The sequence below is a fragment of the Candidatus Villigracilis vicinus genome, from assembly GCF_016702885.1.
GTDB classification, from domain to species: Bacteria; Chloroflexota; Anaerolineae; order Anaerolineales; family Villigracilaceae; genus Villigracilis; species Villigracilis vicinus.
Genome location: NZ_JADJDD010000027.1, coordinates 127,116 through 150,864 on the forward strand (window position 1 = coordinate 127,116; position 23,749 = coordinate 150,864).

23 protein-coding genes, 1 tRNA gene and 1 pseudogene are annotated in these 23,749 nt (G+C 50.9%); 14 read left to right on the forward strand and 11 right to left on the reverse strand.

All coding sequences use genetic code 11. The features are described 5' to 3' along the window. Positions 1-11 precede the first annotated feature (11 nt). A complete protein-coding gene (bcp, locus tag IPG80_RS20225) occupies positions 12-476 on the reverse strand; it encodes a thioredoxin-dependent thiol peroxidase (protein WP_345111032.1) in 465 nt (154 codons plus the stop codon). Between the two features lie 219 nt (positions 477-695). Here bcp and IPG80_RS20230 point away from each other — a divergent pair. The 4 genes from IPG80_RS20230 to IPG80_RS20245 all read left to right on the forward strand — a co-directional run bounded on the left by IPG80_RS20230 (position 696) and on the right by IPG80_RS20245 (position 3,874). Next, positions 696-777 (forward strand) — tRNA-Leu (locus IPG80_RS20230). A gap of 63 nt (positions 778-840) precedes the next feature. Further along, complete coding sequence (tig, locus tag IPG80_RS20235) at positions 841-2,238, forward strand: trigger factor (RefSeq protein WP_345111034.1); 1,398 nt, start codon at positions 841-843, stop codon at positions 2,236-2,238. A 126-nt stretch (positions 2,239-2,364) separates the two neighbouring features. Beyond that, entirely contained in the window at positions 2,365-2,976 is a 612-nt protein-coding gene (locus IPG80_RS20240) for an ATP-dependent Clp protease proteolytic subunit (protein WP_345111037.1), read from the forward strand. A 118-nt stretch (positions 2,977-3,094) separates the two neighbouring features. Then, positions 3,095-3,874, forward strand: coding sequence for an HAD-IIA family hydrolase (locus tag IPG80_RS20245; RefSeq protein ID WP_345111040.1), 780 nt, complete (start codon positions 3,095-3,097; stop codon positions 3,872-3,874). 135 nt (positions 3,875-4,009) lie between these two features. On the opposite strand, the gene IPG80_RS20250 is transcribed toward IPG80_RS20245, so the two are convergent. Further along, positions 4,010-4,978 (reverse strand): NBR1-Ig-like domain-containing protein, encoded by a 969-nt coding sequence (locus tag IPG80_RS20250; protein WP_345111043.1) that lies wholly within the window; start codon positions 4,976-4,978, stop codon positions 4,010-4,012. A 221-nt stretch (positions 4,979-5,199) separates the two neighbouring features. On the opposite strand from IPG80_RS20250, the gene rlmN reads away from it, so the two are divergent. Together rlmN and IPG80_RS20260 are read left to right on the forward strand one after the other, a co-directional pair. Then, entirely contained in the window at positions 5,200-6,288 is a 1,089-nt protein-coding gene (gene rlmN / locus IPG80_RS20255) for a 23S rRNA (adenine(2503)-C(2))-methyltransferase RlmN (RefSeq protein ID WP_345111046.1), read from the forward strand. A 172-nt stretch (positions 6,289-6,460) separates the two neighbouring features. Then, complete coding sequence (locus IPG80_RS20260) at positions 6,461-7,117, forward strand: response regulator transcription factor (protein ID WP_345111048.1); 657 nt, start codon at positions 6,461-6,463, stop codon at positions 7,115-7,117. Here the strand turns inward: IPG80_RS20260 and IPG80_RS20265 are convergent. The 5 genes from IPG80_RS20265 to IPG80_RS20285 form a co-directional block, all read right to left on the reverse strand. Then, positions 7,106-8,329, reverse strand: coding sequence for a site-specific DNA-methyltransferase (locus IPG80_RS20265; protein WP_345111051.1), 1,224 nt, complete (start codon positions 8,327-8,329; stop codon positions 7,106-7,108). The genes IPG80_RS20260 and IPG80_RS20265 overlap by 12 nt on opposite strands. A 58-nt stretch (positions 8,330-8,387) precedes the next feature. Further along, positions 8,388-9,467, reverse strand: a complete 1,080-nt coding sequence (locus IPG80_RS20270; RefSeq protein WP_345111054.1) for a L,D-transpeptidase — start codon at positions 9,465-9,467, stop codon at positions 8,388-8,390. Between the two features lie 228 nt (positions 9,468-9,695). Further along, complete coding sequence (locus IPG80_RS20275; RefSeq protein WP_345111057.1) at positions 9,696-9,938, reverse strand: hypothetical protein; 243 nt, start codon at positions 9,936-9,938, stop codon at positions 9,696-9,698. Positions 9,939-10,212: 274 nt separating this feature from the next. Then, positions 10,213-10,611, reverse strand: coding sequence for a DUF2177 family protein (locus IPG80_RS20280; RefSeq protein ID WP_345111060.1), 399 nt, complete (start codon positions 10,609-10,611; stop codon positions 10,213-10,215). Positions 10,612-10,669: 58 nt separating this feature from the next. Continuing rightward, complete coding sequence (locus IPG80_RS20285) at positions 10,670-13,585, reverse strand: alpha-amylase family glycosyl hydrolase (protein WP_345111063.1); 2,916 nt, start codon at positions 13,583-13,585, stop codon at positions 10,670-10,672. 54 nt (positions 13,586-13,639) lie between these two features. Here IPG80_RS20285 and IPG80_RS20290 point away from each other — a divergent pair, with 54 nt between their 5' ends. Beyond that, positions 13,640-15,934 carry an ATP-binding protein gene (locus IPG80_RS20290; RefSeq protein ID WP_345111065.1) on the forward strand — a complete coding sequence of 765 codons (2,295 nt, stop codon included), beginning with the start codon at positions 13,640-13,642 and terminating at the stop codon, positions 15,932-15,934. Positions 15,935-15,967: 33 nt separating this feature from the next. Here IPG80_RS20290 and IPG80_RS20295 read toward each other — a convergent pair whose 3' ends face one another. Further along, the gene (locus IPG80_RS20295) at positions 15,968-17,098 is read right to left on the reverse strand and encodes a hypothetical protein (RefSeq protein ID WP_345111068.1); all 1,131 of its coding nucleotides are present in this window, start codon (positions 17,096-17,098) and stop codon (positions 15,968-15,970) included. 184 nt (positions 17,099-17,282) lie between these two features. Between IPG80_RS20295 and IPG80_RS20300 the strand changes: the two genes are divergently transcribed. The 7 genes and pseudogenes from IPG80_RS20300 to IPG80_RS20330 form a co-directional block, all read left to right on the forward strand. Further along, positions 17,283-18,545, forward strand: coding sequence for an aminopeptidase (locus IPG80_RS20300; protein ID WP_345111070.1), 1,263 nt, complete (start codon positions 17,283-17,285; stop codon positions 18,543-18,545). A gap of 120 nt (positions 18,546-18,665) precedes the next feature. Next, positions 18,666-19,907: an aminopeptidase gene (locus IPG80_RS20305; RefSeq protein ID WP_345111073.1), complete on the forward strand. Its 1,242-nt coding sequence runs from the start codon at positions 18,666-18,668 to the stop codon at positions 19,905-19,907. Between the two features lie 94 nt (positions 19,908-20,001). Then, positions 20,002-20,583 carry a hypothetical protein gene (locus IPG80_RS20310; RefSeq protein WP_345111075.1) on the forward strand — a complete coding sequence of 194 codons (582 nt, stop codon included), beginning with the start codon at positions 20,002-20,004 and terminating at the stop codon, positions 20,581-20,583. A gap of 10 nt (positions 20,584-20,593) precedes the next feature. Then, positions 20,594-21,184, forward strand: coding sequence for a pyridoxamine 5'-phosphate oxidase family protein (locus IPG80_RS20315; protein ID WP_345111078.1), 591 nt, complete (start codon positions 20,594-20,596; stop codon positions 21,182-21,184). A 12-nt stretch (positions 21,185-21,196) separates the two neighbouring features. Beyond that, positions 21,197-21,445, forward strand: a complete 249-nt coding sequence (locus tag IPG80_RS20320; RefSeq protein WP_345111081.1) for a DUF4342 domain-containing protein — start codon at positions 21,197-21,199, stop codon at positions 21,443-21,445. Between the two features lie 3 nt (positions 21,446-21,448). Further along, positions 21,449-22,027, forward strand: coding sequence for a protein-S-isoprenylcysteine O-methyltransferase (locus tag IPG80_RS20325; RefSeq protein WP_345111084.1), 579 nt, complete (start codon positions 21,449-21,451; stop codon positions 22,025-22,027). A gap of 5 nt (positions 22,028-22,032) precedes the next feature. Further along, positions 22,033-22,161: pseudogene (locus IPG80_RS20330) on the forward strand (YjbQ family protein); the annotation flags it as partial. A gap of 126 nt (positions 22,162-22,287) precedes the next feature. Here IPG80_RS20330 and IPG80_RS20335 read toward each other — a convergent pair. From IPG80_RS20335 to IPG80_RS20345, 3 genes are all read right to left on the reverse strand, one after another. Further along, positions 22,288-22,935 carry a zinc ribbon domain-containing protein gene (locus IPG80_RS20335; protein ID WP_345111087.1) on the reverse strand — a complete coding sequence of 216 codons (648 nt, stop codon included), beginning with the start codon at positions 22,933-22,935 and terminating at the stop codon, positions 22,288-22,290. Beyond that, positions 22,935-23,423: a recombinase family protein gene (locus tag IPG80_RS20340; protein WP_345111090.1), complete on the reverse strand. Its 489-nt coding sequence runs from the start codon at positions 23,421-23,423 to the stop codon at positions 22,935-22,937. Before IPG80_RS20340 ends, IPG80_RS20335 begins: the two co-directional genes overlap by 1 nt. 2 nt (positions 23,424-23,425) lie before the next feature. Further along, positions 23,426-23,749: recombinase family protein (locus IPG80_RS20345; RefSeq protein WP_345111093.1), on the reverse strand; the 324-nt coding region annotated here is incomplete at its 5' end.

Here is a 23,749-nt window from a genome sequence, read left to right on the forward strand (position 1 = left end):
GTACGGGCGTTTTAACTCAATCCAAATTCAGCCAGTAGCTCGCGGCTGTGTTCCGCAGGGCGGACATCTTCATATACTTTCTTGATATTGCCTTCCGTGTCGATCAAAAATGTAGTGCGAAGTACACCGACATACGATTTGCCCATGAACTTCTTGGGTCCCCAAACGCCATACAGATCTGCTACCTTGTGCTCATCATCGGCAAGCAAGGGGAATTGAAGTTGGAACTTCTTTTTAAACTTGACATGCGATTCCACCGAGTCAGGGCTGACGCCCAAAATGACCACTCCGGCTTTTTCGTAAGCAGAATAATCATCACGGAAGTTGCAGGCTTCTTTAGTGCAGCCTGGCGTATCGTCTTTTGGATAGAAGTAAAGAACGATATTTTTTCCGCGATAGTCGGAAAGTTTGCGCAGGGTATTCGTGTCATCGAGCATTTCAAATGCAGGGGCAGGGATGCCGGAAGGAACGGGCATAATAAATACTCTCTCTCCAAAGGAAGTATGCGCGCTATTATACCTGTAATCATTTTTAAGGAAGGAAAAGTTTCACAAATAATTGTGAAATCCATCTCATTAAGACCCTGTAAATCACCCCAAACCATATGCAGAATCTCATCCAAAGCAGCAGCCGAAAAAACACCGATTCTTGCATTCCCTACGGTATAATTGCGCCGCCTGTAAGCACATAAAACCGGGGATGTGCTGGAACTGGCAGACAGGCATGACTTAGGATCATGTGCCGCAAGGCGTGAGGGTTCGACCCCCTCCATCCCCACAAAATTATATAAACCTGAAAGGTCTTAAAGACCCGACAGGTTTGAAAACAAAAGAGGTAACTTTGAACATCGAAAAACAAATCCAGGAAGATCATACCGTCAAACTGGTTGTAGAAGTGGACCAGGAAAAGATGGGTAGCTATAAAAAACGTGCGGCGGCGAAGATATCCGAGCGCGGTAACATTTCCGGGTTCCGCCCCGGGAAGGCACCCTACCATATCGTAGCGCGCACATACGGCGAAGCCGCGATCATGGAGCAAGCCGTTGACCTGTTCATCGACGCGGAATATTCCAACATCCTCAAAGAAGCGGATGTGAACCCCGGCGCTTCGGGTAACCTGGAAAATATCGAAAGCATGGATCCGCCCAAGTTCATCTTCAGTGTGCCGCTGGCACCGGAGATCGACCTTGGCGATTACACCGCGGTGCGCCTGCCCTATGAATGGCAGGCTCCCGAACAGAAGGATGTGGACGCAGCGCTCGAAGACCTGCGCCAGATGTACGCCTCCACCGAGACCGTGGAACGCGCCATCGAATCTGGAGACTATGTGCTCCTCGATGTTTCTTCTGAAACCACCGAACTTAACCGCACCGGCTTTGCGACCTTCGTCCGCAAGGAAGAACGCGATACCGAATGGCCCTATAACGGCTTCGCCAATGAACTTATCGGTTTGAAGGCTGGCGAAAACAAGACCATCAAACACAGCTTCCCCAAAGATTGGGAAGTGGAAGAACTTCAGGGCAAGGATGTGGAGATCACCGCCACCATCAAAACCGTGCGCGGCGTGACCCTGCCCGAAGTTAACGATGACTTCGCCAAGATGACCGGCGCAGGCGAAACCGTGGATGCGTTGATGGAAGCCTTGAAGAAAGATGTTGAGAACCGCTCCCAGAACGAGTATGACGACAAATATTTTGTCGACTTGATCGAAAAGGTCAAGGAAGGCGCCGCACTCAAGTATCACGAGCACACGTTGGAACACGAAGGCGAACACGTCCTGCAAGACCTCTCCCAGCGCCTCGCCCAGCAGGGCATGGACTTGGATACGTATTTCAAAATGCGCAACACCACCCGCGAGCAGTTCATTGAATCAGATGTGAACCCGGTGGCGAAGAAACGCCTCGAGCGCGGTTTGATCCTCGATGAGATCGTGCGCAAGGAACAGATCCAGATCGACGATGAAGCGTTGAACATCGAATATAACAATGCCTTGAACAACCTCGTCATGCAAGGCATGGACTTGAACAAGATCCGCGGCGGCAAGAAGGGTCAACGTGAGTTGAGCCAGGCGATCGCCATGGATGCCGCCAGTCGTGTGATGACCCGCAAGGCGCTGGATATGCTAAAGACCATTGCGACCGGCAATTACAAACCGCTTGAAGAGCGTGAAGCGGAAGCCAAACAGGCTGCCGAAGCTGCCCCGGCTGAAGAAGCTGGCGAAGAAAAAGCCGCAGAGTAAGAAAAGGCTTTTAGACGGCTGACAGGCTCGAGTGGTGTACGAAGCGTTTGTATTGGAATCACCAATCAAACTCTAACGAAAATCCAATACACGCTGAGTACCATTGGTCGCATAAAGGAGATGAATATGATCCCAGATTTTAAAAATGTAGTTCCGATGGTGGTTGAAAATACAGGCCGCGGCGAACGCGCTTATGACATTTACTCGCTGCTCCTGCGCAATAACATCATCTTCCTGGGCACGCCCATTGACGACCAGGTTGCGAACGTGATCGTTGCCCAGTTGTTGTTCCTGAACCATGAAGACCCCGAGAAGGAAATCCGCATGTACATCAACTCGCCCGGCGGGGTGATCTATGCGGGACTCGCGATCTATGACACGATGCAGATCATCTCGAACCCGATCAGCACCGTTGCCGTGGGCGTGACCGCCTCTTTCGGGACCGTGTTGCTGGCTGCTGGCACCAAGGGTCGCCGCTACGCCCTGCCGCATGCCACCGTCCACATGCACCAGCCTCTTGGCGGCGCTCAAGGACAGGCAACGGATATCGAAATTCAGGCGAAGCAGATCCTGCGCCTCAAGAGCCTGCTCAATGGCATCATGGCGAAGAACACCAATCAGCCGTTGGAAGTGATCGAACGCGACCTCGACCGCGATTACTATCTCGATGCTCAACAGGCTGTGGATTACGGACTGGTGGATCAGATCATTGAGATGCCGGAGAAGGCTTTCAAGTAATTGGTAATTGGTAATTGAAGACCCTGAGGAGAAATCTTCGGGGTCTTTCTTTTATGTGTATAATGCCCGCTGCGTTATTCGTAAAATCGAAAATCTAAAATCGCAAATCGTAAATTGTATGATTCCCTCAAATATAAAAGCACTTATCCTCGACATGGACGGCGTGATCTGGAAAGGTGATGCGCCCATCGGGGACCTGCCCGCAACGTTCAAGCGCATCCGTGAGCGCGGGTTGAAGTTCGTATTCGCTACAAATAACGGCACCAAAACGCCGGAAGATTATCAAGAGAAGCTCGCCGAACTCGGCGTGGATGTGGAGCCGGGACAGGTGGTTACATCGGCACTGGGCATTGCCTTCATGCTGGCACAGAGACATCCGCGCGGCATGAAGATCTTTGTGATCGGCGAGAATGGCATTCGGGTGGCGTTGGAAGAAAAAGGCTTTGAAGTGGTTGGAGTGGAACGTGCCACCGAAGCCGAAGCCGTGGTGATGGGCATTGACCGGGGCATCAGCTTCCAAAAGGTTGCCGAAGCGACCTTGCTCGTGCGGGCGGGTCGTCCTTTTTATACAACCAACACTGACCGCACCTTCCCCACTCCGCGCGGAGAAATCCCCGGGTCTGGGTCCTGGCTTTCGGTGGTGACCTCTGCCACAGGCGTGGAGCCGATGGTGGCGGGCAAGCCTTTCCCCTTCTTGATGGAGCTTTCGCTGGAACGCCTCGGGACGACCAAGGATGAGACTCTGGTGGTCGGTGACCGACTCGAAACGGATATTGCGGCGGGGCAAGCCGTGGGCTGCCCAACGGCGTTTGTCTTGAGCGGGGTTTCCAAATTGGAAGAAGCCAAAGATTGGAACCCAAATATTATCGCCGATAGTTTGGCGAAGTTGGTGGAATAAAAAAAACAGACCTGCGAAAAATCGCAGGTCTGTTTTTTGAAGCAAAGTTACGGACAGTTTACTGTTACAGAAGCTTGAGCAGCCTTTACGCTGCCATTGATCGCTTCAACAGCAAAGGTTGAATTAACTCCCGGATCATAGAAAGTGCCACCTGGAACGCCGAATGAGGTAGCGGTTGAAGCAACAGTTGCAGCCAAATGTGCCATTGATATAAATATTAATGCCAGTTGCATTTGTCGCATTGTTTGTCCATGTAAGAGTACCAGCATGTTCTTTTTGTGCCCCAGTACCGCCAAGTGTACAAGTTAATGTGATTGCAACATTACTTGCCGCAGCAGGAGCAGCAGACGTAGCCGTCGGCGTGGCGGTGGCAGCACCCACAGCGCCAGTAGGCGTTACAGTGCGCGTTGTAGTTGCTGTGCCGGAGGTGGTCGTGCCTACCTTGATCTTCACGTAGAATGACGAGCCAAAGTTCTGTCCACTGTCGTTGGTCAGGATCCAATAACCAATGGCATCGCCGTTCGAAGCGGGTGCGGTCATCGCCACCGAGATATCTCCCGAAGCGCCAGCGGCAACCGTGGTGGTCAGCGGCGTGGTCGTTCCGCCCATGGCGTTACCAGAAACGAAGCTGACCTTGTACGAAGTCGTCCATGGGCAGGAGCCAGTGTTCTGGATCTTCCAAGTCTTGGTGAAGGTCTGCCCGGGGGTCATGACCGTGTCATCGGGGACAGTCACATCTGACACGAAGACGGAATTGTTACAACCCACCGCGCCAGAGGAGGATGAATTATTACTCGAAGGCAGCGATCCGCCGGATATGGTCGGGAAGGGTGTCGGGCTGGCGAAGGGCGTATTCGTTGAAGTGGGCGTCTGTGCAAAAAGGGTCGCAGTGGCAGTGGATGTGACGCCCTGCATGGTCAACTGTTGCGCCGCCAGCGTCGCCGCCGCATTGGTGTACACCGCATTGACCTCATCGGTCCCATCGCCGCCGCCGCTGAACGCTGTGATCAGAGCGACAATGCCAGCGAGCACCAGCAATCCCACCAGGATCCACAGGAACATATTATTAGGAATAGTTTGTTTTGGTTTCATAGGTTTTAACATAAGTTTCTCCTTTGTTCATTGCAAGGATAAGGATTATATGTGAAAACGATTAATGGAGTATGGGTATTCCCCTACGATATTCCTATTTTTATCGTACGGGCATATAAAAAACATGAAAAAACTCCATCATTTCCATGAAAAAGCCGTACCTGAAGAACGCATTCTGAGCGAGTCTCAGTAGAGTAAAATACATCCAAGCCGAACCAACGGCAAAAAAACTCATGCTAATCTACGACCTCAACCTCCCCGCACTTGAAACTCTGATGAGAGAATGGAACGAACCCGCCTATCGCGCCAAACAGATCTGGCAGGGCTTGTATCAAAAACTCTATTCTTCTCCCGAGCAGTTCAGCAACCTGCCCGCTCCCCTGCGCGCAAAGATCGCCGAGCACTGTACCTTTGTTCCCTTCCATGTGAAGACCTACCTTGATTCATCCGACCAGTCCACGCGCAAGACGCTTTTTCAACTACCCGATGGAAACCTGATCGAATCAGTATTGATGCGCTACGGCGACCCGGCAGACGACCCGCAAATGGCAACTTCAGATACCAATCGGCGCGGTGCAAAGAACCGGCGCACGTTGTGCATCTCCACACAGGCAGGCTGCGCCATGGGCTGCGTCTTCTGTGCCACTGGTCAGCTCGGCTTCAAACGCAACCTGACCAGCGGCGAGATCGTGGCACAGGTAATGTATTATGCCCAAATGCTAAAAGAGCAGGCTGAAACCGTCAGTAACGTGGTGTTCATGGGCATGGGTGAACCTTTCCATAATTATGAAAACGTCATGGCGGCGATCGACATCCTCAACGATGGCGAAGGCTACAAATTCGGCGCGCGGCGTCTGACCATTTCCACGGTGGGGCTGGTTCCGCAGATCCGGCGCTTCGCCGATGAACAGCGTCAGGTCAACCTTGCCATCTCGCTCCACGCCGCCGACGATGACGAACGCCTCGCCATTATGCCGGTCAACAAACGCTATAAGATCGACGATGTGATCGATGCCTGCAAATACTATATCGAAAAGACGCATCGCCGCGTGACCTTTGAATGGGCACTCATCAACGGCGTAAACGACACACCCGAAGTTGCACAAAAACTCGCCCGGCGGCTCAAGGGTCTGCTTTGTCATGTGAATGCAATTCCTTTAAATCCCACACAAGGATATGATGGCGAAGCTACCGACCGTCAGCGTGCGCAAGCCTTCAAAGAAACATTGGAGCAAGCCGGAATTCCATGCACGATCCGTATGCGGCGCGGCATCGATATCAATGCAGGCTGCGGTCAACTGGCTGGTGCAGAGTCACAATAACGGGATGCATGTGTACTTCCATAAGTTAAAAGATATGTCAATGTAATAATGAAAAAAATGGTACTCTGGTTTGAGACTCATCGTTAAGATATGGTGTATAATCCGAATATCTTAACAAGCTTAAAACAAAGTTTTGTCCGAAAATCGCACAAAGGCATTATCGAAATAAATTATGAAGACAACAACACTTTTGGTTATCGAAGCCAAGCACGCAGAAGTCCCTTCTTTTGCCGCAGACCTGCAGAAGAAGGGATTTGATGTACATATCGCCCAGAACGGCAGCAAGGCCGTTGCATTACTTAAAGAAGTCAGCCCGAGTCTGGTTGTGGTCAACGCCGCATCCATGCGCAGCACTGGTTTGCGCATCTGTCAGGCGCTGCGCGAAAAAGATTCCAAGCTCCCGATCATTCTGATCCTCGATGAAGATAAGGAAGTCAGCAAAGATGCGGCAGATGCCGTGCTGGCGCTGCCCTTCACGGTTCAAAAACTTGCCAATCGCATCAAACCCCTGCTGCCCGGCGACGGCAAGAACGTCTTGCATGTCGGTCCCATCCGCCTCGATCTCGAAAAGCGACGCGTACGCTGCATGGGCAGGAGCACAAAACTCACGCCGCGGCTGGTGACTCTGCTTCAATTATTGATGGATAAACATGGAGAAGTGGTGGAACGCGAACCCCTCTTCAAAAAAGCCTGGGAAACCAACTACACCGGAGATACGCGCACTCTTGATGTGCATATCTCCTGGCTGCGCCGCGCCATTGAGCTTGACCCCGATAACCCAAAATTCCTCAAGACCGTGCGTGGTGTCGGCTATCGTTTAGATATTTAGCTGGAACTGTTTACCTTCGACCGTTACCAACCGGATGCAGACCTTGCCTCCGGTTTTTATTTTTAACTCCATGGGAATCTCGCCGCTGCGTACATGACGCTGAGCCTGCGCGGCGCTGCGGAAGGTTTTCCCATCCCAAGCCGGGTCTACTTCCCAAAAATCCACGTCAAGCGAAGTGTGCAACTGCACCAGGTCACCATTTACTTTAAGTTTGATCTTCTTCGACTTGGTGGCAATTTCCGTTTTGATCTTAATATCGCGCTCTACCGAAAACACTGACTTGGTCTCTGCCAGCCGCGCACGCGCCGTGTGGATCGCCCGAATGGACGCATCGCAGGTGATAAACCTGCGTCCGTTCCTGGCGGCAACGAGTGCAGTGGTACCGGAGCCGCAGAAAAAGTCGGCGACAATGTCATTTTTATTCGAAGATGCCAGAATAATGCGTTGGAGCAAACCTTCCGGCTTTTGAGTGGGATACCCCGTGCGCTCGTTATGCAGGCGCGCTACGACAGGGAAATACCACCAATCTTCAGGAACCTTGCCGCGCTCGAGATCGGGTACTTTGCCGAACCCCGCCTTTTTTGAGGCTTTGAAAGTAGCCACCGTGTTGGGGTTATACGGCTCGCGGATATCATCCACGTTAAAGGTGTAATCCTTGCTTTTCGCATACATCAAAATGGTGTCATGCTTGCGATTGAACGCCGTACGGATCGGCGATGGTCCGTGGTATGCCCAGATGATCTCATTGATGAAATTCTCCGCACCGAAGATCTCATCAAGAATAAGGCGGGCGTGGGCATCGGCATGCCAATCGAGGTGCAGATACAGGGTCCCGTTCGGGGCAAGCAGGCGGTACATCAAATGCAGGCGTTCGTAGAGAAAGCCCAGATAGGCGTCCATGTCATCCCACGAATCGTGATAACCCTCTGCCAGTTTCCACTTGGAGGGTTTGCGCGAATCCTCTCCCCTGCCCACACGGGCATGGAATTGCCGATTGGTGAAGAAGGGCGGGTCGGCGTAGATGAGGTTGATGCGTCCTTCGTATTCGGGCAGCAATGCCGCCATGACTTCCAGGTTATCTCCGTGGATAACGCGCCCATCAGAACGCGCCTTGGGATAACCGCGTCCTTTCGGATAGAGGATGGAGTCAAGGGTCAGTGCAGCAGGCTGCGGCTGGGAAAGATGCTTCCCGTTCCAGTGTAGGGTAGGCATGAGAGCAGGGAAACCTCAAAAGGTGGGTTCAGTTTGGGGGGAAGAGATTCCCAAAAAGTTAGTAATGGATCTCGACCGTGGTACCAAGCCCGCGTGTGGCGACGTTGCCAACGATGTGAACCGGTTTGGTCCAACGGAAGATCCAATTGGCTTCGTTGGAGCGCATGTTGATGCAGCCATGACTCATGGGCGAACCGAAGTTTTCGTGCCAATAGGTGCCGTGAAAAGCATGCCCCAGCGGGGTGAAGAAGGACGTCCACGGTACGCCGGGTAGAACGTAGTTATCAACATCGGCGAGGACGTTGCCGGTGGTCTGCTGACCGAAATAACTATACCCCATGTGCTTGGCTGGGACTTTATCGAGGATGGTGTACTTGCCGGTCGGCGTGGTGGTCGGAACGCCCTTACCGCCGGTGGGGTCGCCAGGCACACCAGAGGAAATGTTGGTCTGGAAGACCAGGCTGCCGTATTCATAAGCATACAACATTTGAGTAGTGAGGTTGATCTCGATCAGCTTTTCTTCATAGGGCACATCGGGTGAGATGGGCGAAGTGAAATCATCTGACAATACACGCATGTGAATGGCAGGTACATAGTAGGTAACGTTCGAATCAAGTTCATCGAAAATGCGATACCAGGGTCCGTCGTAATCCGCCATCTCCGGTCCCTGTTCGATGGCTTCGATAAAGTGAACGGAGCCATAATACAGCGGCGGCGAAAGAGGCTGCCAGCCAAAGGTCTTGGAATAGCGGTACGGTGTGGTGAACGGCACGGAAATGTCTGCAATGAGACGCGTGCCTTCGGTGATGGATTTGATCGGGTCCTGGTAAATGGTACGGACGCGGTGCAGCCTTCCGCGGTGAAGGTAGCCGCCCCACACACGATACCAAACCGGGTTATGCTCCGGCTCCTCGGCGGTCACTTCACCATAAACATGCACCAATTCATCACGATAATGTGAAAGTTCGATACGGCTTTTGTCAGTGGGTTCTTTACGTACGGGCATGTCTTTAGTGGCAATGCGCACCACAAAGCTGTCGTCAAAATCGGTCAGCCCAGGCAGGAAGGGCGAAAACGCCAGCCCGCCCAAGGTAAGCCCGCCCAGTTTTAGAAAATCTCTACGGTTAATTCGCTTCATGGGGAAAATTTTACTCTACAATGTTTAAGATTTAATGAGAATGTTCAGAAACTCATCCCAAAACCACATTTTTACGAGGAGAACTTGATCTCGAGTCCTAAACCAAGAAAAACTTCAGTCACAAGAACATTCCCCCACATCGTCCCGATGTCTTTCGGGTAAGATCATTTTTAGATAAAAAACTGCCCTCTGCAAGAGCAGAGGGCAGTCAAGCTATTCAGTTGTAGGTTAGGCTTCAACGGTTTCGACGATCATATCCTTGAGCAGGATCTCAAGCGCCATGGAATGTCCGCAGCGCTTATGGGTCAGGAAGAATTCACAGTCACAGCTGAAAACGCCGCTGTCATAAGTCACATGGTGTTCGTTGTTATCCCCGTGAAAAGTAAGGTCAAATTTATTGAAGCGGAAACGGTGGCGATCCTCCGCATAGCGTTTTGCTTTCTCGAGCTTGCCGATCAGTCCGTAGTCCATGGCAAAAGTCTCCTTTTTTGAAATTATATTTTAGATAAAAAAAAGACACGCGTGTATATTCGCGTGTCTCTATCTACAGATCCGGGAAATTCCGTGAAATAATCGCATGTTGGCGTTACCTCTTGATGGTTGTCAGTATAGTACTTTTCAAAACGCGAGTCAATATGATTTTTGTACTGTAACGATTTCGTATGGCACCTGTAGGGTGGACATACATAAAAACTCACCAAGTCCTAATCTGACTACGCGCATCATACCTAACCTGAACAGGCGACTACTTAATAAACCGCTTCCCCACCCAAACACTGACCAGCGTTACCGTGCTGCTCAGAACGGTTCCCCAGGCAAGGTCTACCACCGTCAACAGAACGGGCCAGCCTGCAAGTGTGGCGAGGTTGGTCAAGTCGTATGTGGCATACGTCACCAGCCCGAACAGCGCCCCGCGCAGGACAGCCTGTGTCAACGTCTGTTCGCGCACACCTGGTTCGACAACAAAGAATACCAGTCCGAGAATGAAAAGGATGTAGAACAATCCCGCCGCAAGGAAGTTCGGCTGGTCTGCCATAATGAAACCGATCTGTGAACGATAAAAAGCTGGCGCCACCAGTCCCAGCCAGAGCGAGTCTATGACGAGGAATGTAAAAAAGGTAATAAGGTATAGTTTTAGTTTCATAAGTTCCGTCCCAGAAAAAATACTCGGTCAGATATAGATATCTGACCGAGTCGATGCTTTATTTCGTTTTCTTTTTACCAGCTGGTTTTGCAGGCGACTTTTTCACCACTGTCTTTTTAGCCGAAGGTTTCTTCACAGCAGCCTTCGGTTTGCTGACTGTCTTTTTCGCTTTCACAGCAGGTGTCGCTGCGGATTTCTTCACCGGTTTCTTCGTGGTCGGTTTTGCAGATGCGGGCTTTTTCACAGCCTTGGCTTTCGTGGCAGTTTTTGCTGCTGCCTTCTTCGTTGTCTTGGCTTTGGCAGTCGGTTTCTTTGTGGTTGGCTTGCGAACAGCGCGTTTCTTCTTGGCGGGTTTTTCTTCCACTTCCTCCACCTTTACAAAGGTTTTACGCCACTCTTCCTGTAATGAAGATACGCCTGCACCGTTGAGATTGTCGCAAATGATCTTCCATTCCGGATCGTATACGAAGCGGAAGTCCATGAAGGCGTGGCACTGGTAGGCGCCCAATTCCACATACATGCCTTTGTTCCAGATCTCCTCACACGAGCGGACGTATTCCAACTGCGACGAATAATCTTTGAAAATAACATAACCCTGGCGAGGCAGCCCCAGCCCTTCGGCAAGGTTGCGACGCTTGAGTTTGCCTGAGCCTTTGTCGAGCGCCGGAGCTGAGGTCTTGATCCAGCCTTTGGTCTCGGCAAAGACGTTGTGATAAATGACCAATCCGCGCTCTTCGCCAAGGCGGTTGGAGTAGGCAAAGACGTTTTCATCAATGCCGCTGTAGGGTTTTTGAAGGTCAAAGAGCAGGAAGTTCTCCACGTCGGCGAACAGGCTGCGGCGGTGAAGGAGCGGGAAGATGCGCCATTCATGCGCCTGGATCAAGCCATCATCCTGAGTCTCTTCCCATTTCGGTCGGCGGAATTCCATTCCATATTTTTCAGAGAAGCCTTCCACTTGTCCATGCCCGAACATGGGCAGACCGGGTAAGGTGGCAAGCACGGTGCAGATGCCGAAATATTTATCGCCTTTGCCGAACTGTTCAACGGCAGTCTTCTCATCGGGGTTGTTCATAAAGTTGACATAGCGCTTGAGAATTTGCGGATCGAACTCGAGTGTATTCTTGATCGCCATGCGATACTTGGCATTGTCTTCATCGCGCAGCATGTGCATGAAGGCAGAGTTGTATACGCGGTGCATGCCCAAGGTGCGCACAAAATACCCCTCCATCAACCAAAAGGCTTCGGCGAGTAAAAGTGTATCCGGCACTTCGGCGGCAACCCGATCCACAACCTCACGCCAGAATTCAACGGGAATTTTGTCGTCGAACTCGGCTTTAGTCATACCGAATTGGGAACGGGATGGAATTGCTCCGCCCGCGCCCGGCTCGGGGAACCACAAGCGCTGAACGTGTTTCTTGGCAAGCGTCATCGCCGCATCAAAACGGATGACAGGGAAATTACGCGCCACATGCAAGATGACCTGAATGACCGCCTCACGTACAACCGGGTTACTGTAATCCAACTGAGCGGTGTCATTCCACGGGAAGGAAGTGCCGTCGTTGCCATGATAGATGTAGCGCAGGTCGCCCGTCTGCAAGTCGCGGCGCTGAAAGACAACCGCGGCATCGGTCTTATCGTAATAATGGTCTTCAAGGTAAATGCCCACGCGCAGGTCATCTGAAAGATTTTCGGAACGGAACGAATAGGAGGGATAGGGTGCATACGGCAATGACAGGAACCAGTCGGGGTGTTCGGTCACCCACTGCGAGTCGATGCCCATATGATTGGGTACCATGTCTGCAGAGAGGCGCACACCGCGCGCCCAAGCACGCGAGCGCAGATTATTGAGCGCATCCCAGCCGCCAAGGTCTGTGGCAATATCATAAGAATGAAGCGAATATGCCGAAGCGACGGCATCTTGCTGCCCCATACGCTGCTTCATGCGCTGTGAAGCACGGCTGCGTTCCCATAAACCGATCAGCCACAAGCCGGTAAAACCGCGCGCAGCAAGGAGATCCAATTCCTCATCGGGGATCTGATCGAGGGTGACGATATCACGTTCGTATTTCTTGGAAAGCTGGTCGAGCCAGACGTAGGTATTCTTCGCCATCAAAACGAGGCGCGGCATCCATTCCTGGTCGGGGCTGTAACGTTCGAATTCGGCATAATCATGCCCGGTAAAAGTGGGCACATGCGTTTCCACGTTGAAGGTATCGATCGGTCCCTGTTTGCGGATGATATCTTCGCGCAAAAAGTCCATGCCGCGCAAAAGTCGAATCGAAAACTCTCCGCCGAGGATGTAGCCCCATTTATCAAGGATGAATTTCAGCTGTCCTTCAAGTGAATCCGGTGAAGCATCGATCGGTCCGCGCAAGATCTCGGCAAGCGTCTCGGCTTTCCCTGTCCCACCGCCCAACCCAGGCTGGCTGGAGAAGAACTCCAATAATTGGGTCGTGAACTCTTTGAAGGAAGATCCATTCATGACGGTTTCATCGAACAAATCACGATAGGGTGCGATCGCCGGATTCTTGTTCGCGTTGTTGATCAACAACATTTCTTCCACTGCAGCGGCGCGCACGCCATGACCGAAGTCGCCAAAATTTGGCAGCTTGGTGGAAAGATAAACACCCGCCGTCTGTTCCCCGCGAAAGACCGACATAGGCGGAAATTCTTCAGTGAATTTGGTCAGCGTCAGGTCGTATTTTGAACCGAGTGTGGCTTGAAGCGCCCCCATGGCACGTCCCATCACACCGGTATAGCGGCTGTAATAATTGCGAAGCAAAATGTGATACGCCTCATCAAGGAGGGAGATCACATAAAGGTCAGAGGCAGAAACCGGGGCGGTACGAAGCGCAGACATTCGGTTGGCGAACGCCCTGGCGGAAGCCATGTCTGAAAAAACGACATGTCCGTCGGGTCGAAAAAAATCCTGCGGAAAATTGTATTTGAGGCGGGAGGCTCGCGAGGTTAGCATAACAATAATGATAACCGATTATCGATGAATTCGAGTAAAATTTCCGCCATCATCATGAGCGCATCACTGGCACAGATCATCATTTTAATATTCCTCGGCATGGTCTACCTGCCGGTCGTTTTTTTTGCCATTCAACGTCGCGAAGATGGGCAAGGAACCGCCACCTGGTTGGTGGTTTTGTACGCCTTACTCGCCCTGGTCATAAACATTTCGGAAGCTGTCTGGCAGAACCGCGGGGATGAACTGCTCTTTCAAGAATTACAAACATACGTCGCCTTTACCCTTGCCATCATACTATTAATCACTCTTCAGGTCTTTCTGAAGAGCCGGGACTGGTGGGCATGGATCGGATATTTTGGTTTCTGGTCATTGGGGCTGGGGCTGATCCTGACTAACGTTTTTAATCTGCCTGATGACCTATGGACAAACGGCGACCTGATCCTGTACCGTTCGCGTCTGGGTCCGGCATGGGTCATTTTAGGATGGATCATCCTGACCATCAATATGATCCTTACCCTCTATAAAGCACAACACCAAAGCCGTCAGCCGCTCCTGCGCAGCCGGTTGGGATATTGGTGGGTTCCCGTCGCATTTACCTTATTAAATGACATCCTTCTGTTCTCCGGCTTTTTGGTGATAGGGCAGCCGCTCCGAATATTCATTGCCATCGGCACAGCCTACGTGGTCGGCACTCATTACGTGCCTGACCTGAAAAACATCACACGCCGCGGGCTGATCTATGTTGCCAGCACAATTGCCGTTGTTGGTTGTTACATTGCAGGCTTCATGCTCATTCAAGCCCTGTTCAGTGCAAACGAGAATTTCAGCCCTCTGGTGGCGGGTGCGGTGGTCGCACTTATCCTGGCACTGATCTTTGCCCCGCTCAACGATCTGGTCTCGCGCACCGTCAACACATGGATGAAGGGCGACCAATACGACGCCAGCCTAACCATTCACCAATACAGTGAAAGCATCAGCAACATCCTGGATATGGACCGCCTCGCCAACATCGCCATCGGCATTATGCTTGAAGCCATGCAGATCAACCGCGGCTTCCTTTTCCTTGTGGATGCAGAAAGACATGCCGACGGGCACAAGACCTTCAAACTCCGCTCCGCCCGCAGCCCTGAAGAACGACAACTCGTGGCAGTGGAATTGGAAGAAAGCGGAGTGATCGCTTCGTATTTTATCCGTGAGCAAAAACCGCTTCTTCAATATGACCTGGACTTGCACCCTACCTACCGGGCTGCTTCTCCCAATGAGCTGAGCTGGTTCAATGAACTCCGCTCCGAAGTCTATATTCCGATCTTTGCCAAAAAACAATGGATCGGTCTGCTCGCTTTTGGATCAAAATTAAGCGGCAACCGCTACACCCGTGAAGACCTCTCTGTTCTTGGCGCACACGCCAACCAGACCGCCGTTGCCCTCGAAAATGCCCGCCTCGTAGACAACCTCATGCGTCTGAACCAGGAACTACGCCAGGCACGCCGCACCCTCGAAAAGAACAATCAGGAACTCCAGCGCATCGACCAGGCAAAGTCCGATTTCATCAGTATTGCATCACACGAGCTTCGCACTCCGTTGACCGTTATCAAGGGCTATACCGAAATGCTGATGGACGACCCCAAACTCGAAAATAATCTCAAGAAAATGATGAAGGGCATCTACGATGGGACCATCCGCCTGCACGAAGTTATGGACTCGATGTTCGACATCGCCCAGATCGATGCACGTTCCCTCAAGCCCCATCTTCAACCTGTGGACCTGGCGCAACTGATCCTCGAAGTAAGCAGCGACCATGCCAAGATGATCCGCGAACGCGAGCAATTCTTATCCATCAACGTCCCTGCCATTCCGCTCGTCAAAGCCGACCCGCACCTGCTGAGAAAATTATTCCATCACCTGATCCGTAATGCCGTCAAATTTACACCCAACAATGGGTGGATCACCATCACTGGCAAGCATATTCCCGCCATCATCAACCTCCCCATCGGCGGCGTGGAGATCATCGTCAGCGATACCGGTGTGGGCGTAGACCCGAATCTGCGCGAGGTCATCTTCTCAAAGTTCTACCAACCTGGTGAGTTGGGCAAACACTCCACCAGCAAATCGCGTTTTAAAGGCAGCGGCGCAGGGCTGGGGCTGGCTCTTTCCAAAGGCATCGTAGAAGCGCATGGCGGGCGCATCTGGGTCGAAAGCCCCGGCTACGACGAAGTGAATTTTCCCGGAAGCCATTTTCACATCATCCTGCCGCTGACGAAACCAGAAGATGGTGAAGCGCTGCGGAACGGCGAGCCGATCAAATCTGAGATCGGCAAATCTGAAGTGGAAACTAGGAAGTTAGAATAAAAAAAAATCGGATGGCAAAAGCCATCCGATTTTTTACAGTTCTTTTTGATACACCCGGTGATTTTTATATTCCACCCCGTTTAAGTTCTTTAGGTCTGCGCGCATTTGCTCGGTTGTTTCTGCAACCTGGGTCATTTCCACATGCACGAATTGTTTGAAATCCAAAAGCGTGTTTCCCATTGCGTAATATAAAAGTGCGTTACCGCCGTGTCCTTGAAATTCCGGCAAAATTCCCATGCCGTTCACCGAAACCGTATTTGTACGACGGATCTCCAACAGGATATCCAACAAGCCAAAGGGGAATAATTTTCCCTTTGCGCGCTGCATGGCGGCGGAGACATCATGAAAGGCAAACAGGAAACCAACCACATCTTCACCGTGGGTAATAATCTTAATCAAACGGTGGTCGGCGATCGTCATAATATTCTCGACCACAAAATCGATCTCGCGCTGGGTCAGCGGATAATATTCCCAGTTATTCACAAAAGCATTGTTATACGCTGTCCCAATACGATCTGCCCAACTGAGCAATTCTTTCTTATTCTTAAAGGTCTTGATCTCAAGATGTCCGCGCTGCATGACGCGCTCGGTAATGCGCTTTACCCGCTCAGGGATCTGAAATTGATCCGCGGGCAAATAGCAGGAGACAAAGTCCACTTCTTTGACAAAACCCTGCGCCTCCACCAATGACTGGTAGTAGGCGTGGTTGTAATTGAGCATGGTCATCGTCTGACGGTGCTCATGCCCAAAGACCAGGGTTCCATAACCATCCAATGGGCCCATGCCTTTGGGACCAATAAGGATGGTCAACCCACGGGTACGCGACCATTCCGAAACAACATTGAACAAAAGGGTGGCGGCTTCAAGGTCGTTCTCACATTCAAAAAGATAATAATTTGCCGTCCGGCGCTTGTGATAGCCATTGTATAGTTTGTTTTCGATCACCGCAATACGCCCCACATCGCGTCCATCGCGTACGGCAAGAAAGAACTCCACATCGGAATGTTCATGAAAGGGGTGCTTTTTGCGGTTAAGCTGGTTATAGGCATCCACATTCAACGGCGGCACCCACTGCGGGCAATCCGCATAAATGCGGAACGGCAACTCCACAAAACGCCTGACCTGTTTCTTGTTCTCAGTATCCACTTTTTCGAGGTTCAACATGGGGAAGCTCCTGCACAGGGATGTGGTTCCAGCCAAGTATATCCCCGCAGCCGCTTTTTAGTCACGAGCCCGCTCATCCTTGAAAATGAACGACTTGTATCATTTTTGCAACGCAGTAAAAAAGAATGGAAAGTATCCCATCATGCTATACTTAGAAACAATCCATATCAATATTTGAGGCGTTATGACCGGTAAAACCCACCAGGAAATGTTGGCAAAATATGCCGAAGCTATTGTAAAAGTCGGTTTGAACATCCGCGCAGGACAGCGCTTGATCATCACCGCCGCAGGTACACGTGGTGTACCAAATCAGTTCGCCCCGCTGGTGCGAGAGATCGCAAAAGCCGCCTACGGGGTTGGCGCAAACTATGTAGACGCCATCTTTGCCGATGAAGAAATGCTCCGTTTGCGTGTGCAACACGCCCCCAAAGACTCGTTTGGTGAATACTCCAAATGGCAGATCCAGGGCATCATGGACATGATCGAGAACGGCGACGCCCTGCTCTCCATTGGCGGATCAAACCCAGATCTGCTAGGCGGGTTGGATCCCGATGTAGTTGGGCGCATGCAAAGAACCCACTTGGAAAACTGGAGCGCGGTCAGTGAAAAAGTGACCACCAACGCCATCAACTGGTGCGTAGTTGCTGCCGCTGGTGAGGCGTGGGCACACAAAATATTCCCAGACCTGCCGCTCGCAAAGGCACAAGACAAACTCTGGCAAGCCATCTTTGAAACCACCCGCATTGACCAGCCCGACCCGATCGAAGCTTGGAACAAACACATCGCCGCTCTGCGTGAGCGTGCTTTATACCTGCAATCCAAACAGTACACGGCACTACACTACAAAGGTCCCGGCACCGACTTTACCCTCGGTCTCCCCAGCGGGCATCTTTGGATCAGCGCGCAATCAATGGCGCAGAACGGGGTTGCATTCACCGCTAACATGCCCACCGAAGAGGTCTTCACGCTACCAGATCGCAACCGCGCTGATGGTGTCATTTCTGCCACCTTCCCGCTCAGCTATGGCGGTACATTGATCGAAGATTTCCAGGTTCATTTTGAGAACGGGCGCATCGTCAAAGTTACAGCAAAAAAGGGAGAAGCCGCTCTACAAAAATTAGTGGATACTGACGAAGGCTCGCATCGCCTCGGCGAAGTTGCCCTCGTCCCAGCCTCCTCCCCCATCGGCAAACGCGGACATCTCTTCTACAATACCCTCTTCGACGAAAACGCCTCCTGCCATATCGCCATCGGACGCGCCTATCGCTTCACCCTCGCCGGAGGAACAGAGTTGAACGACGACGAATTTATCGCCGCTGGGGGCAACGTCAGCCTTAACCATGTCGACTTCATGATCGGTTCCCCGCAAATGGACATCGACGGCATCACCAAGGACGGCAAACGTGAGCCGGTGATGCGTCAGGGTGAATGGGCGATCTCCCTGTAACAGAATCAAGTCCACTCCCCGTCACGAGGCGGGGAGTTTTTCTTTTCTCACACTTAGGTCGGTTTTCATCCTTGTTCAATTGTGGTAAAACCCATTCAATCAAATGATTCCGGAGCAGCCATGAGTGACGCTTTTCAAAAATCCCTTGAAAAATATGCAGACATCATCGTCAATATCGGTCTTAATTTAAAAAAGCACCAACGCCTTAATATCTCTGCGGGCATTCCCGATATCGAGCTCGTCCGGCAGGTAGCGATCAAGGCGTATCAACTCGGTGTTCCATATGTGGACGTGCGCTGGGTGGATGAACGCCTTTCCCGCATCCGCTTTGACAATGCCGATCCGGAATCACTCACCGAAGTTCCCGACTGGCTCATCGCCCGCGAACATGAGTACGGCGAGCGCGGCGATGCCCTGCTGAGCATTTCCTCCTCCGACCCCAACCTGCTCGAAGGCGTCGACCCGGCATTGATCGGAAAATACCGCAAAGCGATTGCGCAAAAATATGAACCCACCTATAAATATCTCGATCAAAATACCCAAAACTGGTGTGTCGTTTCCACTGCCACTCCAGCTTGGGCGAAAAAAGTATTCCCGGGTATTCCGGTTGAACAGGCACAGGAAAAATTATGGGACGCCATCTTCGATGCCTGTAGAGTTCACCAGGATGACCCGGTAAAAGCATGGCGCGACCATGCCGATCGGCTGCATCGTCAATGTGATTATCTCAACGGGAAAAAATTTAGCGGGCTGCATTACAAAGCGCCCGGCACCGACCTCACCCTCGGACTACCGGAAAATCATATTTGGATCGGCGCCTCATCCACTACGGTGAGCGGCATCGAGTTCATTCCCAATCTCCCCACTGAAGAGGTTTTCTGCCTGCCGCATCGTGAAAAAGCCGAAGGCTACATCTCCTCAAGCATGCCGCTGATTCTCTCTGGCAATATGGTCGATGCGTTCACCCTTACCTTTGAAAATGGACGCGTTTCGAAAGTGACCGCCAAACAGGGAGAGGATCACATTCGCAGGCTTTTGGAAACGGACGAGAACGCTTCGCACCTCGGGGAAGTTGCTCTGGTTCCAGACAGCTCTCCCATTTCCCAGCGGAAGCATCTCTTCTACAACACGCTCTTCGATGAAAACGCATCCTGTCACCTTGCACTGGGCAGCGCTTATCGGTATAACCTGACTGGCGGCTCGGAAATGAGCAAGGAGCAATTCATCGCTGCGGGCGGAAATGACAGCCTCATCCACGTGGATTTCATGGTCGGTTCGAATCAAATGGACATAGACGGCATCCACGCAGACGGTACACACGAGCCGGTCATGCGTCGCGGCGAGTGGGCGGTCAGCCTCTAGATCAGCGTAGCGCGAGAGTTTATCTCGCGCTACTTTTTTGCGCCAAAAGCAAAGTCATGTCATAATGGGGATACTATAATCAAGGAGAGCATGCATGGCACCCAAACCGAAGCTCAACCCCGATGAACTGCTTCAAAAAGAATATGAATATATTTCCCAGACCGCCTTCCAAGCCAACGAAGACCGCTCGCGAGTCACATCCTTTTATTTTGTTTCGGTCGGCTCTTTCGTTGCCGCCATCGTCGGCACTCAACTGGATGCTCAATCGAAAACCATCTCCTTTGCATTCTTTGCGCTTTTTCTCGTGCTAACCTTCATGGGCGGGTTGACCATTGCGCAGCTTGCCCGCTTACGCGCCTCCTGGCATGAATCGGTGGAAGCCATGAATACGATCAAGGACTTCTATATCAAGTATCATCCCGAAGTCGAAAAGGCGTTCAAATGGCGTGCAAAACAAGTTCCACGGGTAAATAAACCGTACAGCATTGCCAATCTAATGGCAGTGGAAGTTGCCTTGCTGGGTTCGCTCACTGCTGGGGCAAGTATCTACTTCCTGCTATCATTTCTCGGCGAAGTAAATTGGATCGGTTCTCTGATCGTGTTCGCCAGCATCATCCTCGGCTACGTCGCCCAATGGACCATTTACGTGCACCTGCTTGTGGATACTCAAAAATAGGGATAATAAAATGCCAAGAGATTATATAAGTCAAAACCCCACTGCCTTTCAGCGCAGACCGCACCTCACCAAAGACGACGCCTGGATCCGCGGATTCTTGAAAACTGCAAAGGTGGGTCACTTCGCCACGTCGATAGATGGGCAAGCCTTTATCAACCCCACCACCTTTTGGTACGATGAGGAGAATCACCAGATCGTCTTTCACTCGAATCTTGCGGGGAGAATCCGCTCAAATTTGGAGACCAACCCCAAAGTCAGTATGGAGGCGAGCGAGTTGGGGCAGATGTTGCCCTCCAATGTGGCGCTGGAGTTTTCACTTCAGTATCGCAGCGTGATCGCTTTTGGAACAGCACGCATCGTGACAGATACTAATGAAGCAACAAAGCTGCTTAATGGATTGATCGGTAAATATTTCCCGACCCTCCGAGCCGGACAGGAATATCGCGAGATCAGCGAGAAGGAATTGCGCGCCACCTCAGTGTATGCGATCAAGATCGAGGAATGGAGCGGCAAGGAAAATTGGGAAGAACGCGCCGACCAAAGCGACGAATGGCAGCCGCTCGATGAAAAGTGGTTCGAGTATTATAGGAATCAATCCTGAAAGGATATCGCTATGGACGAAAAGACACGAACTGAGGAATTCAGCGTGGATGGCGAGAGAATCGTCTCCAAAATCAAGGAGTTGCTGCACGAAGGCAATATCCGCAAGGTCATTATTAAGGATAAAGATGGCAAGGTATTACTGGAAATCCCTGTCACCATTGGAGTAGTGGGGGTATTGATCGCACCACAATTGGCTGCGCTTGGTGCCATCGCTGCTCTATTGACGGAGGCAACGATAGTTGTCGAAAAAACGGAGTAATGTATGAGTATCTTTGAAATTGTTTACTGGCTCGCGCTGATGGTCGAGATGGTCATCCGTGCGCCGCTCAACAAAAAACGCAAGCAGGAAAAGATGAGCGAACAGCGCGTTTCACAACAGGAAAAGTTGATCCTGTTCCTACTGTTGATCGGGATGATGATCCTGCCGCTGATCTATTCCGCTTCCACCTGGCTGGATTTTGCCAACTACACCATGCCCGCCTGGGGCGGATGGCTTGGAACTACTTTAATGCTGGGAGCCTTGTTCGTATTCTGGCGTGCCCATGCTGACCTTGGTTTGAACTGGTCGCCGTCCCTGGAAATTCGCGAGAAGCATGAATTGATCACAAAAGGCATTTATGCTGTGATCCGGCATCCAATGTACGCTTCACAATGGTTATGGGTCATTGCCCAGCCTTTACTGCTTCAGAATTGGATCGCGGGGCTTGTCAACCTCCTGATTTTCATTCCCTTCTATCTGCTGCGCGTACAGGCAGAGGAAAAAATGATGATCGAAAAATTCGGCGAAGAATATCGCAGTTATATGGGCCGCACCGGCGCTGTGTTGCCCAAAATTGGATAAGGTGTATGAAATCCTATCGCAAAGAACTCTGGTTCAACCTCCCATCCCGGCGCGGATTTGTCAACATCACATCCCAAGTGGAAGAAGCCCTGCATGAAAGCGAAATAAAAGAAGGGCTTTGTTTGGTGAATGCGAGTTTGTCACACCTCCACCACCAGAACTGCCTCCAGTAGCTTTTGGAAGTTTGCGAATCTCTCCAGAAATTTTTCCTGCCAAACTAAAAATTGTAAATTTACCATTATCGACTTCAACCTGAACTTTCAACATTTCGAGATTGTGCCTTTTGACTTGAAAGTCAGCATTTTCTTCCCAACAAAGACATCCTGCGCAAATTCGATCACACCCTGAACAGCGTCATCTGTCAATTGAGTGACACTTATTTCAGATTGTAAAATTTGTCGTCTCTTACACATGGCATCATATCTCTGGTTTACTTCAACCATATTTTGTTCTAGGCTTTTTGCCACTAAGCCGGTAGCCCGTTTCAGTGCTTGACCAATCTCCATAGCATCTGCTTCCGTTTGAACAATAATAGCCTCTACAGCATTTAACTCCTCTAATTTTGGATCCAAAGAAGTTAATTCATCTTGTTGGGCAATTCTCAATTGGCTTTCCAATTTTTCAAGATTACTAAAGAGATCGAGCATACTCTCCCAAACATCCACTTCAATAGCATCTGCACGAACAGAGTGTGCCCAACAAGTTCTTTCCTCTAATTGACTATGATGATTATTTCGCCAGGTACATGTGTAATACTGGTGATTACTAAAATACTCACCACTCATAGCTCTTCCACACGCACAACGAATTAGTCCACTTAGTAAGTAATCATGCTGTTTGTTACGCCTCGAAAAAAGTTTATTTTGCCTTCTTAATTCCTGCGCTGTTTCCCAAGTTTCTCGATCCACTAATGCAGGAACCGCAACTTCAATCCATTCTTCTTTTGGACGCTCATTGCGTGTTGGACCAATGCGGACTCCAAATCGCCAAATTCAGCATACGTTTCGCGCTCAATAATGGAAAGGACAGCATAAGCATGCCACATACCACTACCACGGGTGCGGTGATAACCAGGGTTTGTCTCTCCAGGAGTTGGAATACACATTGCTGACAGCCGTTTTGCAATCCTTCCTGCTGAAAGTCGCTGACCAGATTCATCACCATTGACATACCATTCATAGATCAATTTCACGATTTTGGCTTCTTCATCAAGAGGCTCAAAATTCACAATCTTTCCATTCTCATCACGAACATGATCATAGCCATAGGGTGCTCGTGAACCAATTACTCGTCCTGTACGAGCCTTGGCTCTTTCCTCGCATGGAACGTTCCCTAATTTTCTTTCGCTCATCACTTCCCTGCCAACCTTTAATAACGAGAACAATATCCAGTTCACTCTCAATTCCCGACATCAAGCGCATATACTTCAACACCTACGCGGAGCCAATTACGAACTGTAGCGAGGAGGTCAACAATATCACGAGATAAACGATCCACCTGATGCACAATTACAGCATCCACTTCACGAAGCTTTATCATCTCAGTCAATCGTTTCCCATATGGTCGTTCAGCTACTGGAATGGCACCGCTGTTATCTTCCTTGAACTCAGCCACAATTGAATACCCAAGTTGATCTATATAGTGCCGGCAACCATCTAATTGGCTAGGAAGACTATATCCTTTATCAGCCTGATCATCTGTAGATACACGTGCATATATTGC

Bases quoted from the DNA above. Each gene is read 5' to 3' on its own strand.
- IPG80_RS20295 (WP_345111068.1), bottom strand. From the start codon at position 17,098: ATGTTGAACCTCGAAAAAGTGGATACTGAGAACAAGAAACAGGTCAGG.
- IPG80_RS20300 (WP_345111070.1), top strand. From the start codon at position 17,283: ATGACCGGTAAAACCCACCAGGAAATGTTGGCAAAATATGCCGAAGCT.
- IPG80_RS20250 (WP_345111043.1), bottom strand. From the start codon at position 4,978: ATGTTAAAACCTATGAAACCAAAACAAACTATTCCTAATAATATGTTC.
- IPG80_RS20245 (WP_345111040.1), top strand. From the start codon at position 3,095: ATGATTCCCTCAAATATAAAAGCACTTATCCTCGACATGGACGGCGTG.
- IPG80_RS20240 (WP_345111037.1), top strand. From the start codon at position 2,365: ATGATCCCAGATTTTAAAAATGTAGTTCCGATGGTGGTTGAAAATACA.
- IPG80_RS20305 (WP_345111073.1), top strand. From the start codon at position 18,666: ATGAGTGACGCTTTTCAAAAATCCCTTGAAAAATATGCAGACATCATC.
- bcp (WP_345111032.1), bottom strand. From the start codon at position 476: ATGCCCGTTCCTTCCGGCATCCCTGCCCCTGCATTTGAAATGCTCGAT.
- IPG80_RS20315 (WP_345111078.1), top strand. From the start codon at position 20,594: ATGCCAAGAGATTATATAAGTCAAAACCCCACTGCCTTTCAGCGCAGA.
- IPG80_RS20290 (WP_345111065.1), top strand. From the start codon at position 13,640: ATGAGCGCATCACTGGCACAGATCATCATTTTAATATTCCTCGGCATG.
- rlmN (WP_345111046.1), top strand. From the start codon at position 5,200: ATGCTAATCTACGACCTCAACCTCCCCGCACTTGAAACTCTGATGAGA.
- IPG80_RS20285 (WP_345111063.1), bottom strand. From the start codon at position 13,585: ATGCTAACCTCGCGAGCCTCCCGCCTCAAATACAATTTTCCGCAGGAT.
- IPG80_RS20280 (WP_345111060.1), bottom strand. From the start codon at position 10,611: ATGAAACTAAAACTATACCTTATTACCTTTTTTACATTCCTCGTCATA.
- IPG80_RS20270 (WP_345111054.1), bottom strand. From the start codon at position 9,467: ATGAAGCGAATTAACCGTAGAGATTTTCTAAAACTGGGCGGGCTTACC.
- IPG80_RS20275 (WP_345111057.1), bottom strand. From the start codon at position 9,938: ATGGACTACGGACTGATCGGCAAGCTCGAGAAAGCAAAACGCTATGCG.
- IPG80_RS20260 (WP_345111048.1), top strand. From the start codon at position 6,461: ATGAAGACAACAACACTTTTGGTTATCGAAGCCAAGCACGCAGAAGTC.
- IPG80_RS20325 (WP_345111084.1), top strand. From the start codon at position 21,449: ATGAGTATCTTTGAAATTGTTTACTGGCTCGCGCTGATGGTCGAGATG.
- IPG80_RS20265 (WP_345111051.1), bottom strand. From the start codon at position 8,329: ATGCCTACCCTACACTGGAACGGGAAGCATCTTTCCCAGCCGCAGCCT.
- IPG80_RS20310 (WP_345111075.1), top strand. From the start codon at position 20,002: ATGGCACCCAAACCGAAGCTCAACCCCGATGAACTGCTTCAAAAAGAA.
- IPG80_RS20320 (WP_345111081.1), top strand. From the start codon at position 21,197: ATGGACGAAAAGACACGAACTGAGGAATTCAGCGTGGATGGCGAGAGA.